Source organism: Exiguobacterium sp. s57 (genome assembly GCF_018617685.1).
GTDB lineage: Bacteria > Bacillota > Bacilli > Exiguobacteriales > Exiguobacteriaceae > Exiguobacterium > Exiguobacterium marinum.
This window is the reverse complement of the sequence record NZ_JACSKR010000001.1, coordinates 331123-345777: the sequence shown is the minus strand read 5'-3', so window position 1 is coordinate 345777 and position 14655 is coordinate 331123. Positions and strand designations below refer to the sequence as shown.

The following is a 14655-nucleotide window of genomic DNA, read 5'->3' as shown; positions in this document are numbered from 1 at the left end:
ATCAGACACAAAAGGTACATTTACATCAAGCTCACACATTTTCCCATTATCTATTTACAGGAGGTTCACACAAATGAAAAAACGTTCTATTCGTCGAACGACACTCGCGGCTCTCATGACTTCTGCCATGACAGTCAGTATCGTTCCGGCTGCAGGTGCTGCCCCTTTAGCGGTTGCGCCACCCGGTCCGGCAACGAGCGAACTCGCTCCGTTCGACCACAACATTATCGACGAAGACCGTCTCGCGAAAGCGCTCGAGAAACGGGGCGTCATCAAAAAGGGGTTATCTGCATCTGAACGTATGAAAGCGGTCGACGCATATATCTCGAAAAAGCAAGGTGCAGCAAAAGATTCACATAAGCATGATGAAAAACTGAATGAAAAGGCTTCAAAAGCAAAAGAGAAGGTACATACTCAATTCGAAAAAGAAACAGAACGAATTCTCGACAAAGCGAAAAAAGGACAAGCGAACTATCGAAAAGGAAAACCAAATGGTCAAGTAAAAGTATCCCCTGCACAACAATCTGCATACAACGGAGCTGTTCGTGAAGACAAAGTCCTCGTCCTTCTCGTCGAGTATAGCGATTTCAAACACAACAACATCACCCAAGAACCGGGCTATATGTATAGTGATAATTTCAGTAAAGAACATTACGAGAACTATATGTTTGGTGACAAGTCATTCGAACTCTTCAATGGAGAGAAAGTCCGGACGTTCAAACAGTATTATGAAGAACAATCAGGTGGAAGCTACACAGTTGATGGTGAAGTTTCTGAATGGTTGACCGTTCCAGGGACTGCGAAAGACTATGGGGCGGACAAAGGTGATGGTGGACACGATAACGTCGGGCCTGGTCCACGTCAACTCGTCAAAGATGCGTTGAATGCAGCGGTCGCATCTGGTATCGACCTCGCAGAGCACGACCAATATGACCTTTACGACTTAGATGGAGACGGCGATTTCAACGAGCCGGACGGTCTCGTAGATCACTTGATGATTATCCACGCAGGTACTGGTCAAGAAGCTGGTGGTGGTGCGCTTGGTGACGATGCGGTTTGGTCACACCGCTGGGTTCTCGACGGTGTATATCCAGTAGCCGACACAGAAGCTACAGTTCCTTACTGGGGCGGAAAAATGGCTGCGTACGATTATACGATTCAACCTGAAGATGGCGCAGTCGGAGTCTTCGCACACGAATTTGGACATGATCTCGGTCTTCCAGATGAGTACGATACGCAGTACACAGGTCAAGGTGAGCCGGTACAGTCATGGTCTATCATGAGTGGCGGTAGCTGGGCCGGTAAAGTCGCAGGTACGGAACCGACAAGCTTCTCACCACAAAACAAAGAGTACTTCCAAAAAATCATGGGTGGAAACTGGGCGAACATCACAGAAGTCGACCTTGAAGACATCAACTCACAAGGGTTCGTCTCACAACTCGACCAATCTGTGACGAAATCAAACAACCCAGGCATCGTCAAAGTCAACCTTCCTGATAAGAAGATAAAAGGAATCGAACCAGCTTATGGCGATCGCTATTACTACTCGACAAAGGGTGACGACATCCACACAGAGATGGCGACACCAAGTGTGAAACTCGGTGCTGACGGAGTCCTCACATTCGATTCATTCTATGAAGTCGAATCTGACTATGATTACTTGTACATTAAAGCCCTCAGCGGTGGTCAAGAAGTCGTTCTCGATGTATTCGGTGACGACGTCAACGGTGCAAACGAAGCAGGTTACCCTGCTGAGACGACGAACGGGGCATGGGTCAACAAATCATACGACCTCTCACAATTTGCTGGACAAGATGTTCAAATCGTCTTTGAATACGTGACAGACGGCGGCGTCGCGATGAAAGGCTTCGCAGTCGACAACTTGTCAATCAAATCAGAATCAACAACGCTCTTCGCAGATGATGCGGAAGGCGCTGAAGCCGTCACTCTCGATGGATTCGTTTCTTCAGACGGATACGATTCAAAACCACACTACTACTACCTCGAGTGGCGTAACCATGCCGGGTCGGATATGGGTCTTCTCAACGGCCGTGGCGTGAAATACAACACAGGTCTAGTCGTATGGTACGGTGATGACTCGTATACAGACAACTGGGTCGGTGTCCACCCTGGTGAAGGCTTCCTCGGTGTCGTCGATTCACATCCACAAGCGCTTATCGGTAACTTGAATGGACAACAGACAGTGACAGGTAGCACACGTTACCAAATCGCTGACGCTGCATTCAGTCTCGATAAGACGCTCGCTTGGTATATCGATTCACCAAGTCGTGGTATCTATGACTACAAAGCACAAGCTGGCGTGAAGCAGTTCAATGATGCGAATTCGTACATCAACTCACTCATTCCAGATGCAGGACGTAAACTCCCGCAATACGGCCTTGTCATTGACGTAGTCGGTGAAGCGAAAGACAACTCTGCAGGTGCTGTGTGGATCCGAACAAAATAAGCATGATTCATCCGACCTCTAGTCTTCGGTTACCGAAGACTAGAGGTCTTATTATTCTGAAAAAGCTTGAAAAAGGCGATTAACCTGTGTAACATAGTGGGTGTAACGCCTCTGTAGGTTAGTGGCAGACCTCAGCAATGGTAATGCTGCAGCACGAGTTCGATTCTCGTCGGAGGCATCAATAATACCGCTTAACAATGCGGTTTAGGGCACTTCCTGTTTATGACAGGGGGTGCTTTCTTTTTGCCCGTTCCCACTTTGTTCCCACTTTCTTATTTTTCATGTCGCGAATGACACTTTGTCGAATGGCCCGTAGATTTGTCGAACGATTGCACTTCACAGAAGTTTCCACTAGCACTTTTTTGATATAGAAGAAGGTTTTTCAATTTTACAGTGTTTACCTAAGTGGACCCTTTTCCTCTCCCCTCACCTTGACATCATTTCCGTTCCTCTATAAACTTGAAAAGTTGAAATTATTGAATAGTTAAAGGAAGGAGCATGATTCATGCTAAACGAATGGTTATGGATTCCTTCCGCCATCCTTACACTCGGTCTTCTCGTCGTTAGCTACAAATTATTTGGTCGGGTCGGACTATACGCTTGGATTGCGATGGCTTCTGTCGTCGCAAATATTCAAGTCACGCAACAGATTGTAATTGGCGGATACATTTTTACGCTCGGTAACATCGTCTACGGTTCGCTTTACTTAGCGACGGACATTTTGAATGAAAAATACGGGCGAGCAGCTGCCCGAAAAGGGGTATGGCTCGGATTTTTCATTTTGATCGTCTCAACGGTACTCATGCAGTACGCCCTTTTGTATGAACCGTTTGAAGAGGCGCTCTTCATGCACGAGAGTTTTGAGGCACTCTTCTCGATGCTACCATTGATCACACTCGGTAGCCTTGCCGCCTATTTAGTCTCTCAATTGTTCGATGTCTTCGTCTATTCGAAAATTCGCGCAAAAACGGGCGAGAAAAAGCTATGGCTCCGGACAACCGGTTCGACCGTATTATCTCAATTGATTGATACGTTCACGTTCTGTATTATCGCTTTCTGGGGGATGGAATGGGACATTTGGTGGAATATCTTTATCACGACGTACGTGGCGAAGTTTGTAATTGCATGGATGGCTACACCATTCATGTATTATGCAAAACGGACAAATCCACAAGACGAAACAAAACAAGATGCTGCATAAGAAATGCCGTAACTTCTCGTTTGAAGTTACGGCATTTCTTCATGGTCGTTCGATTTGGATACGTACAGCATAAGGCCGAGCGGCTTCAATCGACGTCTCATCTCGACAAACTGTGATGGCCTTAAACGCATCAATGGCGACCGCCTCAATCGTTTGATCATTCATTTCGACCTCAAGAATGGTATAGACAGGCAAACGCTCAAGTTTAACCCATTCCCCGTTATGTTTTTTTTTCGTAAATGACTGGTGATTGAATCGCGTATCGCCGGAGTAAATCATGGACATTCATCTGATCTCCTCCCTGTTCAAAACGTACACTTATTATAGAAAGCGTTTTTACTTTTGTAAAGCAAGTACATAATAATTTTTATAAGCATTTCCTCTTCATTTTTAATTATCCTGTACCGATATAACGAGTAGAGAAATGGGGTGAATTGATGCGTTATCGCAGACAGGAAACTTTCCGCTACATACTACCAAATCCGCGTATAATTCCTTACAAACTGATTTGGGGAGACAAAGAATTATATGATGGCGAGGGGCTACTTCTCAATGTAAGTTCTCACGGATTAAAATTACGCTCGGATTATCTCTTTCCACTTTCTAATGACTTACAAGTACATTTTGTCCTCGATCTCGTTCCAACTCTCCAACCGATCGAACTGATTGGATACGTTAAACATCGCAATCAATTGGGAACTCTTTATGACTATGGAATCATGCTTGATATAAAAATGGAAGAAACCCAACAACTCGTCACGATGATAAAAACGTATGCACGTGAAAATAAATGAGAACATGCATGATGCATCTTCTCATTTTTTCGTGTTTACAAAAGAGGGTATACTACAACTATCAATCATTGGCGAGGTGTTCGTATGACTAGAAAATTTTTATTGATTCCATGGGGGGCGGCTATCGCGTTGGCCATCTTAGGTCAGAACGTCCCGTTTGACGGGCGCTTTCTAATCGACTTTTTGACTTATAATACCGATGCGTACGAAGGCTATTCTCTCTCACTCTTTAGTATCTTAGGTGTGTTTCCATTAGCGATGTTCCCGCTTCTTTGGTCAGAAGTGAATCAGCTGAAGCCGAATCCGCTCATCGCTGCCATCAGTAGTTTTTTTATCGGTGGTTTTCTACTCGCTCCTTATTTGGCTTTTGCGAGACAGTCGCCTTACCCGACTCCGGTCAAACCGCTTCCGACGCGTATCCTTGGTGTCGTGTTGCTATTAGTGACAATCGGACTGTTCATCGCTGCCGCGAATACGGGAAATGTCTCAGAATATTGGTCGTATGTAGAGAATAATCAGTTTGTGCGAACGATGACCGTTGACTTTTTCTTATTGGCGTTCATTCAAATCATATTAATGAATCGGGATGCGAAACGCTATAAGATGAGCCTTTGGCCACTTCCGTACATCCCGCTGTTCGGCTTAATCTTCTGGCTCATCATTCGACATCAGAAACCGTTTAACGAAGCTCCTCCGAAGCGCGAACGTGTTGAAATGCAACATTGATGTCCCGCTTTGTCTCATAAACGGCTATACTAAAAATTAGATTTGTTATAAAGGAGACCATCACATGCGCTATTTTCAGGTCACATCTTATGTGACTGTTAAAAATGAAGTACTCGAATTGAATGAATATGCTAAAGTGCCAAATCAAAAAGTAGATCAATTTTTAAAAGAAACACTAGAGCTTGATCTGTATGATGACCAGGTGACATTGCGTGAATGCGTTGTCGCAAAAGGAAAATGGGAATGTCCCGTCGGCGATTTTATCATCACAGAACATACGGATGAGAAAAAGTTCAATCGTCTACAAAACAGCCGTTCCTCAAAAATGACAAAGTAACCTCTACACCAAAAACCTCCTCGCCGATTCAGACGAGGAGGTTTTATTATACACAGGTAACTTGTTTATTCGTCCGATTCTTCTTCGGGATTTGGGTCAGGGTGTTGTGTCGGAGCCGGCTTCTTAGCCGGGTTCGATTCATCATCTGGAATTGGATCTGGATGTACCCCTGGTTGTGATTCATCTCGTTTCATCGTATCCCTCCTTCGTCGTTACTCCTTTTGTTTATCCGTTTTCTACATACATGAAACGTATTAGTGAATGTTTTGATTTCCGATCACTCGTCTTGAGATAGCTTTTTCGATTTCAACGATGACAAACACCACGGCTCCAAATGCCACTGGGTAAATCCAATCTTCCCACGTAAGTGGTGCAGTCCCGAACAGCGTATGCATGAACGGCACGTACGTGATGAACAATTGAAGAGCGATGAGTAAACCTGATACGATGAAAGCGATCTTATTGTCGAAGAACCGACGATTGAACGCAGGGACCAACTCGGTGCGACAGTTATATAAATGGAATAACTGTGCCATGACGATTGCATTTAAGGTAATTGTCTGTAATTTCTCGGTTGAATAATCGAAATCACCGAGCATGTAATTAATCCACAAACTACCTCCTCCAATCAATATCGACACGAATGTGACACGGAAAATGTAATAGCGACTGAGAAGTGGCACGTTCGCCGGTCGTGGAGGACGCTTCATCGTACTCTCTTCAAGAGGTTCAAAGGCAATTGCCAGTGATAAGGTGATTGCGACGACCATGTTCACCCATAAAATTTGAACAGGACTGAGTGGTGCTGCTGCCCCAAGCAAGATACTCATCGCAACGAGTAACGCCTGTCCACCGTTTGTAGGGAGTAAGAAGAGGATTGTTTTCTTCAAGTTATCATATACTCGGCGACCTTCACGGACGGCGTTATAGATTGTTTTGAAGTTATCATCGACAAGAACCATCTGAGAGGCTTCTTTAGCGACTTCCGTCCCTTTGATTCCCATCGATACCCCGATATCTGCACGTTTTAAGGCTGGAGCGTCATTGACGCCGTCTCCGGTCATCGAGGTGATCAACCCGTTCTCTTGTAACCCTTTGACGAGTCGAAGTTTATCGTTCGGGCTCGTTCTCGCGAACACGTCATTATGAACGGACGCCTCTTTGATTTCTTCATCGGACATATCCGTCAATTCGCGGCCTTCGAGCGCCCCTTCAACTTCCATACCGAGCTCTTTTGCGATTGCGACGGCCGTGTCCTTATGGTCACCCGTAATCATTTTAATTCGGATGCCAGCATCACGACACGCGGCAACAGCATCGATCGCCTCTTGTCGTGGCGGATCGACGATACCGAATAACCCGAGGAAAGTCAGACTATTTTCAACATCTTCATGGTCAATCGATTGTTTCGAACTGTCAACTCTCTTGAAACCGGCACCGAGGACACGTTGACCTCGGTCAGCAATTTCTTTCCGTTTTTCGTCCCAATACTCTTCAGTGAAATCTTCAGACGATGCCATCTCAAATAGACGGTCAGGTGCACCTTTGACGAAGATCATGCGCTCCCCTTTATAATCGACGAGCGTCGCCATGTACTTGTATTCAGAATCAAATGGGATTTTAGAGATGACTTTAAGTCGTTCAATCGGACGTTCCGCTTTCTCAGCGACAGTCAGTAAACAAGCTTCGGTCGGGTCCCCATTGATGACCCAACTCCCGTCCTCTTCGTTCAACTGTGCATCGTTACACGTCTTCCCGACAGTCAAGAGATCAATCATCGATTCATCGTCATCCAAATCAAACGGTTGACCGTTCAATTCTAGGTCTCCGTTCGGTGCATATCCACTTCCTGAGACTTCAATGTCATGTTTCGCCGTCACGATTTGTTTGACGGTCATCTCATTTTTCGTCAACGTTCCCGTTTTATCCGTACAGATGACGGATACTGCGCCTAACGTCTCGACAGATGGTAAGCTTCGAACAATCGCTTTCTGTTCAGCCATATTCCGAACTCCGAGCGCTAAGATAATGGAGATGACAGCTGGTAATCCTTCAGGGATCGCTGCGACTGCCAGACCAATCGTCGTCAGCATCAGTTCGACAGGTTCATAATCTCTCATGAAATAGCCAAATGCATAAATCACCACAGAGATGATTAAGATGGCAATCGATACGGTTTGACCAAATTTCGTCGTCTGACGAATGAGTGGTGTCTTGACGGTTTGTACTTCCGAGATGGATGCATTGATTTGCCCAAGCTCAGTTCCTTCGCCAATCGCAGTCACGATGGCTTTAGCGCTACCTGTCGCCACACTCGTTCCTGAGTAAACCATGTTCTTACGGTCAGCGAGTACGGCTTCTTCATTGACGATATCCGGTTTTTTCTCGACCGTTGTCGCTTCACCGGTCAATGCGGACTCTTCTACTTTGAACTTTTCGGCCCGAACAACCCGGGCATCGGCTGGCACTTTATCACCAGCTGCGAGGACGAGTACATCTCCGGCGACGAGGTCACTCGAGTCGATTTCGGATTGTTTCCCGTCACGAATGACGGTCGCTTTCGTTTCCAACAATTTTTTGATTCCTTCTAGTGCTTCTTCCGCTTTGTTCTCTTGTAGGTATCCAACGACACCGATGACCGTGACGACTAAGACGATGACAATCGTATCGATATATTCACCAAGAAAACCGGTGACAACTGCCGCACCGATCAAGACGTACACAAGAATGTCATTAAATTGTCTTAAGAACTTTATGATTTCAGGCGTTTTCTCTTTCTCCGGTAACACGTTTTTACCGAACTCTTCCTGACGACTTGTGACACTTTCTTTCGAGAGCCCCGTTTCGATATCAGTCTCCACTCTTGCTTTTACTTCATCTACTTCGAGAGCATGCCACTGTCTGTCTGCATTCTGCATGATTCTTCCTCCTCGACCAATACTTTATGAACAGTCTTTCCTCTACCTGTTCCCAATCTGATGCGGCTCGACACGTCAAAACTTGTACAATTGATGTCATTTTCAAAGTAAGCGCTACCATGATTCTTTGTTTCTTCATGTAAACGATATCATGCTTCAATTTTAATTTTTCTCGTCAAAATGGCTTTACAGAAGCGTTTCTATCATTGAATATAGAAGAAATTATGAATGAATACAGATAGATAGAAAGAAGGAAGAGTTTATGGTCATTATTCAAGGAGTTGCACTCTTACTGCTCATCCTGGCCTTGTTCACACTTTTCAGCTACAAGGCACCATTCGGAATGAAAGCGATGGGCGCCTTGGCAGGTGCGGCAATCGCAAGTTTCCTTGTCGAAGCATTCAACGCCTACGCAATCGGAGGATTACTGCCACTTCCTCTATATGAAGAGGTCGGGCAGGCAGCCGGTTCCTTATCAGGTCCTGCTGCGGCGGCACTCGTTGCCATCGCACTCGGGATCAACCCCGTATATAGTATGATGATTGGATTATCCGTGTCTGGATTCGGGATCCTTCCTGGATTTTTCGCAGGATATATCCTTGCCTTAGTTGGTACACGCATCAATCGCTATCTTCCGACCGGGGTCGATATGATCTTCTACGTCATTGTGATGGCTCCACTCGCACGACTCGTTGCAATCGGCGTAGACCCACTTGTGTCAAACACTCTCGCTCAAATTGGTGCAGTCATTGAACTCGCGGCGACGCAAAACCCGGTCGTCATGGGGCTCGTGCTAGGAGGAATTGTCACTGTCGTGTCGACGTCCCCTCTCAGTTCGATGGCTTTAACAGCGATGCTCGGCTTGACAGGTGTGCCGATGGCAATTGCCGCACTTGCATTGACCGCATCGATCTCGATGAACTACTTGTTGTTCCGTCAATTGAAGATTGGAACGAAGAAAGATCAACTATCAGTTGCAATTGAGCCGTTGACTCAAGCTGATTTAATTTCCGCAAACCCAATTCCTATTTATAGTGTGAACTTTGTGGGTGGGGCTGTCGCAGGACTGATCGTGGCAATGACGGGTATGATCAATGATGCTCCTGGTTCAGCTGCGGGTATCCCGGGACTTCTCGTTATGTATGGATTCAATGACTGGCAAACGGTCACAATCACAGCTGTCGTTTTATTCATCTTAGGAATCGGTTTTGGTTTGATTGGAAGCCGCCTATTTAAAAACTTCCCAATCGTCCGTCATACTGAAAAAGTCGAATCGACAGAAGAAGATGCTGCATAACCAAAACAATCGATGCACGGAACGTTCAAGCGTTCTGTTGCATCGATTGTTTTATTTTGTCGATGAAAGTGGCGTATCAATCTTTACAGGTGCTCGATACATCGGAAAGTAATCAGACATTCCATGCAGTTGAATATGGGCATCGTTTAACCTTTGATACACATCGTCCTTTAGAATACTTTTTCCAATATAATAAGTGAGCGGTTCTTCTCCAGAGAAACTCGATTTAAAATCGTAGAGAGCATCCTGTCCTGTCACCCCCCCACCAAGGTGCAAGTATACTTTTCCTTTATTACTTGAACGGCGAATCATCTCACTGAACAGAAAATGGTTTGGCCGGAGTGACAAAAAGTTATTTAACGATCCACCTAGATGATAATGAGCACCTGTCTCTCCATACAACAGCAACACTCCTGCAATCACGCTTTCATTATGAAGCGCAAATAAAAACTCGGCTTCAAACGACTGACTCGTGAGCAATTTCCTAAAATACGAAGTTGAATAATAATAATCACAATTCGCTGAACGACGATTCATGGTTTCTTCATATAATCTTATAAATGTTTGAATGTCTTCAGCGCCACCTTGTACAACGGTCAATTGTTCACGCGTCGCCCGTTTTACATTACGCTTCGTCATTTTATGAAATCGCTCTGTCAACTGTTCATAAGGTTTATCCAGCTGAACATGGACTGTTTTTCGAATAGGGAAAGCCTGTCCAAACGTTTTCATGATGGCTTCATCTATTCTAAGCGGATGGTAGCGAATTGTCTCTGTGACCGTCATTTCGTTTTCTTTTCGTAATAAAAAGGTATGGCGAGCGACCTTTACTTCGTCATCTGTGAACTCTCCAACTCGAAATGGTCCACCATAACCATAGGCTGTCACGAGATCATCATACCGCTGATCGATTCGTCTCCGGATATATGGATATATCAACATCCCCTTTGATGTATTGGCGACAAAAAGTTCTGGCGAGTCATGTGATCCACAATTCACTTTGACATAATCATAACTGTCATATACATCACATTGTGTTTGACTTAACCAATATTCCCACTCGGCTCGGTCTTTGATGATTCTTGTTTCCATCATCTCACCCCTTTATAAGTGATTTTCTTAACTATTTTTCCCATTTGAGGATGAGTACACAGATGAATAATGTAACTTTTTATTATTAACAATCAATTTCCGTACAGTGTAGTTTACGAAAAACATATCACTATTTCTTTCGTATGTTGATTCACTCACAATTAAAAAACGGACCCGCTATATAGCGAATCCGCATGTTGAAGGATATTGATACGACATCAGTCCACCGTGATTACTACACCTGTTTCACTCGATTGACGAGCAAGTTCAATAATTTGTGTTGTCAATGCGGCATCTTTTAAAGAGACAATCGGGCGTCGTGTCTGATAACTTTCCGCCAACTGGTGATAATAAGTGAGGTAGCTTCCCTTCTCAACTTGAATCGTTTCCACATCTTCGACAGACAGGATACCAGTTTCTAAAATATCAGCTTCTAATTTCCCATCCTTCAGCGCCTCTTCCTGGGGATCAAGACCGTATTTCACAAAACTTCCATTCGTTCCATGCAGTTCAAAACGTGGAGTTTCTCCTGCGATGAACGGGTTTGAACGAAGATAGACTCGTTTATTTCCGTAATAGAGCGTCACATGAAACCCATCGTCAGATTGTCCACCCTCTCGTTGAGTCATCACATCTGCTTGAATTCGATCAGGCTTTCCAAACAAAACGAGCGTTTGATCGATGAGATGACTTCCTAAATCAAATAAGATGCCTGAGCCCGGTCCTGCATTTTCCCGCCAACGGTCACGTACATTCGGTCGGAAGCGATCAAATCGTGATTCCATTACTTTCCAATCACCTATTGCGTTTGAGCCAAGCATCGACTTAATCGTTAAGAAATCACCATCAAAGCGACGATTTTGATACACATTGACGATTTGACCCGTCTCCGCCTCAAGTTTTATTAACTCATATCCTTCTGCAGTCGTCAGAAAGGCTGGTTTCTCTACTAATACGTCTTTACCTGCTCGTAGACAAGAAGCGACCATCTCTTTATGTAAGTAAGAAGGTGTCGTGATAATGAACAAGGATGCATCTGCTTGTAGTGCTTCCTCTAACGTCTCATATACATTAGTTTCTGGTAGTTTGGCGTGAACTTCGCTCGGACGCGTTGAGACGACTCCAATCACGTCAAATGAGTCAACGGTATTTAAGAACGGGAGATGAAATGTGTTCGCAGAAAAGCCGAACCCCACTAAGATAGTTTTAATCATGGAAAAATCCTCCTTTTCGCTTTAATCATTATATCAAAAAAAGGGTCCAAAGACCCTCATGCACTCATACTCTCATCTAATCTGTATTCGAACGTATTGTACCCGTTTCGGGAGTCAACATAGACGAAACCAAAACGTGGATAATAACTATTGAGGAATTCATTATCAGCGACACAGTCGAGTCGGATCGGCTCATCCTCGTCGGCCGACTGTAACACGTGCTCCATGAGTTGCTGTCCAACCCCGCGTCCTTTTAACTTTTCACTGACGACGATTCGATGGATGTATTGTCCATACTCACTGTCATCCCATAAATTGTCGTCCCATTCATCAGGAGGCAACAATGCGATTGAAGCTAAAATTTGTTGATTATCTTCAAAGACATATACACTGCCTTCCGTAATATCAGTGAGCACACGCTTCACGAGGTCCTGTTCCAAATATTCGGTCCACTGTTCGCTTCCCTGTTCATTTAGCGCTACGGCTCGTTGTTCGATTAGGTTCGCGATGCTCTTGGCATCGCGCTTCGTCGCGAGTCGAATCATAACGTCCTCCTTTAATTATACAGTATTTGAAATACAAATATAACGGAGAACACTATGTCTTTCAACCATCTTGCTCACTCTTTCATTTCAAACGGAATGACTCCATTCTCGTTTAATTCATAACTATAGGTCAATGTCGCATTCAGACTGTGTGAAACGGAACAATATCGTTCAACAGACAGTTCGATTGCCCGTCGAACCCGCTCTTCCGACATATCGCCTTTCAAAATATATAAGATGTGAATGGCTGTAAAGCGTTTCGGATGATCGATTGCACGAACCCCATCAATCTTCATCTCGAACGACTCGAGCGGTTGACGCATCTTATGCAAAATCGATACGATATCGATTCCCGTGCAGGATGCAGTTGCGTGAAGTAACATCTCGGTCGGACGAGGACCGGTGTCATGTCCCCCAACATCCTCAGACGCGTCGAGTGTGATCTTGTGTCCCGAAGGCGTATGCGTTTCAAACGCCATCCCTTGCTTCCATACGACTTCCATATCCATCGTCTACTCCCCCTATTTCATTTGATAGCAATCTATTCCCTCATTTGATGTATGATTAAGCTACAAATTGATTTTTAGGAGTGTATGTCGTTGAATTTGTCCATTTTATTCAGCTGGGGACTGTATATCGTCCTTGGGTTAAACCTGTTGTTCGCACTCGCTGTCATCTTTGCCGAAAGAAGGGACGTCGGGGCGACCTGGGCTTGGTTGCTCGTCCTATTCTTTTTACCGGTGCTCGGCTTTATCATCTACCTCTTTCTCGGACGACAACTCAAGAAGGATAACTTCTACAATTTGAGTGTGGAAGAGCGTTCTTTCCATGCGCTTCAAGTAGAATCACAAATCGAACAGATTCATGCCCGAGAAACATTGCTCGCTCAGCCATTGTTTGAAAAGTACGATCAATTGCTTCAAATGAATTTACGTTCAGCTAAATCATTGATTAGCGTACATAATCGTTCCCTCATCCTGCACGATGGTGAACAAAAATTCAAAGCGCTAATGGATGATATCCGCTCTGCCGAAACCGAGATTAACATTCAATACTACATCATTCAACGTGACGCCCTCGGCCAAGCACTTTTGAAGGAACTGATTGAGCGTGCGAAAGCCGGTGTCAAAGTACGACTCCTTTATGATGCGGTCGGATCTCGGAGTCTTCGAAACTCCGACTTTAAGGAGTTGATTGCGAACGACGGCGAAGTCCGTGTTTTCTTCCCACCTACTCTCGGAATGATCAACTTTAAACTGAACAATCGAAATCACCGTAAGGTCGTCATCATTGACGGGAAGATTGGGTATGTCGGGGGCTTTAACGTCGGCACCGAATATCTCGGGCTCGTCGAAAAATTTGGCTATTGGCGCGACACGCATTTGCGAGTTGAAGGTGACGTCGTCTATCATCTTCAACACCGTTTCATCTTGGATTGGAACTATTCAGGCCATCGCGACCACGAACCAGAAAATACATTTTCTTTTGCGCGACACGAGATTAAAGACAAGTCTCCAATGCAAATCGTCACGAGTGGACCGAACTCGGATACGGAACATTTAAAGAATATGATGGTGAAGATGATCATGTCGGCAAAACGACGGGTCGTCATTCAAACGCCTTACTTCATACCTGATACAAGCTTCATGGATGCTTGTAAGATGGCGTTACTCTCCGGGATTCAAATCGATATCATGATTCCCGGAAAACCGGATCACCCGTTCGTCATGTGGGCTTCCCTCTCTTTCCTCGGAGAGTTGCTCGATTATGGTGCGAACGTCTACTTGTATGATGAAGGATTTCTGCACGCAAAAATCCTAGTCGTCGATGATGAGATTGCGACCGTTGGGACGACGAATTTAGATGCCCGAAGCTTCCGTCTCAATTTTGAAGTGAACGCTCTCATTTATGATGAACGTGTCGCCCTCGAACTCGTCTCTTTGTTTGAAACCGACACCGCGGTCAGCCGATTTTATACGATGGAAGACTATGAAACCCGTAAATGGACGGTCCGTGCACGGGAAGGGGTGTCACGACTCCTCAGTCCGATTTTATAAGAACGAC

General features: G+C 44.9%; 14 protein-coding genes and 1 tRNA gene. 8 read left to right on the top strand and 7 right to left on the bottom strand.

Annotation, left to right across the window (positions count from 1 at the left end; all coding sequences use genetic code 11):
- The first annotated feature begins 73 nt into the window (after positions 1–73).
- The 3 genes from KNO98_RS01760 (at position 74) to KNO98_RS01750 (ending at position 3668) form a co-directional block, all read left to right on the top strand.
- Positions 74–2467: an immune inhibitor A domain-containing protein gene (locus tag KNO98_RS01760; protein WP_214698456.1), complete on the top strand. Its 2394-nt coding sequence runs from the start codon at positions 74–76 to the stop codon at positions 2465–2467.
- 107 nt (positions 2468–2574) lie between these two features.
- Positions 2575–2645 (top strand) — tRNA-Thr (locus KNO98_RS01755).
- A gap of 327 nt (positions 2646–2972) precedes the next feature.
- Entirely contained in the window at positions 2973–3668 is a 696-nt protein-coding gene (locus KNO98_RS01750) for a queuosine precursor transporter (RefSeq protein ID WP_214698454.1), read from the top strand.
- 39 nt (positions 3669–3707) lie between these two features.
- Here the strand turns inward: KNO98_RS01750 and KNO98_RS01745 are convergent, their stop codons facing one another.
- Complete coding sequence (locus tag KNO98_RS01745; protein WP_251129438.1) at positions 3708–3953, bottom strand: hypothetical protein; 246 nt, start codon at positions 3951–3953, stop codon at positions 3708–3710.
- A gap of 152 nt (positions 3954–4105) precedes the next feature.
- Between KNO98_RS01745 and KNO98_RS01740 the strand changes: the two genes are divergently transcribed.
- From KNO98_RS01740 to KNO98_RS01730, 3 genes are all read left to right on the top strand, one after another.
- The gene (locus KNO98_RS01740; RefSeq protein WP_026826035.1) at positions 4106–4462 is read left to right on the top strand and encodes a PilZ domain-containing protein; all 357 of its coding nucleotides are present in this window, start codon (positions 4106–4108) and stop codon (positions 4460–4462) included.
- Between the two features lie 84 nt (positions 4463–4546).
- Entirely contained in the window at positions 4547–5188 is a 642-nt protein-coding gene (locus tag KNO98_RS01735; protein ID WP_214698452.1) for a hypothetical protein, read from the top strand.
- A gap of 64 nt (positions 5189–5252) precedes the next feature.
- Positions 5253–5525 carry a hypothetical protein gene (locus KNO98_RS01730; RefSeq protein WP_026826037.1) on the top strand — a complete coding sequence of 91 codons (273 nt, stop codon included), beginning with the start codon at positions 5253–5255 and terminating at the stop codon, positions 5523–5525.
- Positions 5526–5590: 65 nt separating this feature from the next.
- Here KNO98_RS01730 and KNO98_RS14740 read toward each other — a convergent pair whose 3' ends face one another.
- Both KNO98_RS14740 and KNO98_RS01725 read right to left on the bottom strand, forming a co-directional pair.
- Positions 5591–5719 carry a hypothetical protein gene (locus tag KNO98_RS14740; RefSeq protein ID WP_026826038.1) on the bottom strand — a complete coding sequence of 43 codons (129 nt, stop codon included), beginning with the start codon at positions 5717–5719 and terminating at the stop codon, positions 5591–5593.
- A 60-nt stretch (positions 5720–5779) separates the two neighbouring features.
- Entirely contained in the window at positions 5780–8443 is a 2664-nt protein-coding gene (locus KNO98_RS01725; protein ID WP_214698450.1) for a cation-transporting P-type ATPase, read from the bottom strand.
- A 262-nt stretch (positions 8444–8705) separates the two neighbouring features.
- Between KNO98_RS01725 and KNO98_RS01720 the strand changes: the two genes are divergently transcribed.
- A complete protein-coding gene (locus KNO98_RS01720; protein ID WP_026826040.1) occupies positions 8706–9740 on the top strand; it encodes a PTS sugar transporter subunit IIC in 1035 nt (344 codons plus the stop codon).
- Positions 9741–9791: 51 nt separating this feature from the next.
- On the opposite strand, the gene KNO98_RS01715 is transcribed toward KNO98_RS01720, so the two are convergent.
- From KNO98_RS01715 to KNO98_RS01700, 4 genes are all read right to left on the bottom strand, one after another.
- On the bottom strand, positions 9792–10832 hold the full coding sequence (locus tag KNO98_RS01715; protein ID WP_214698449.1) for a lipid II:glycine glycyltransferase FemX: 1041 nt from the start codon (positions 10830–10832) through the stop codon (positions 9792–9794).
- A gap of 218 nt (positions 10833–11050) precedes the next feature.
- The gene (locus tag KNO98_RS01710) at positions 11051–12046 is read right to left on the bottom strand and encodes a Gfo/Idh/MocA family oxidoreductase (RefSeq protein ID WP_214698447.1); all 996 of its coding nucleotides are present in this window, start codon (positions 12044–12046) and stop codon (positions 11051–11053) included.
- 56 nt (positions 12047–12102) lie between these two features.
- On the bottom strand, positions 12103–12591 hold the full coding sequence (locus tag KNO98_RS01705) for a GNAT family N-acetyltransferase (protein ID WP_214698445.1): 489 nt from the start codon (positions 12589–12591) through the stop codon (positions 12103–12105).
- Positions 12592–12665: 74 nt separating this feature from the next.
- On the bottom strand, positions 12666–13100 hold the full coding sequence (locus KNO98_RS01700; protein ID WP_214698443.1) for an OsmC family protein: 435 nt from the start codon (positions 13098–13100) through the stop codon (positions 12666–12668).
- A gap of 84 nt (positions 13101–13184) precedes the next feature.
- Between KNO98_RS01700 and cls the strand changes: the two genes are divergently transcribed.
- Positions 13185–14648, top strand: a complete 1464-nt coding sequence (cls, locus tag KNO98_RS01695) for a cardiolipin synthase (RefSeq protein ID WP_371742727.1) — start codon at positions 13185–13187, stop codon at positions 14646–14648.
- Positions 14649–14655: the final 7 nt, after the last annotated feature.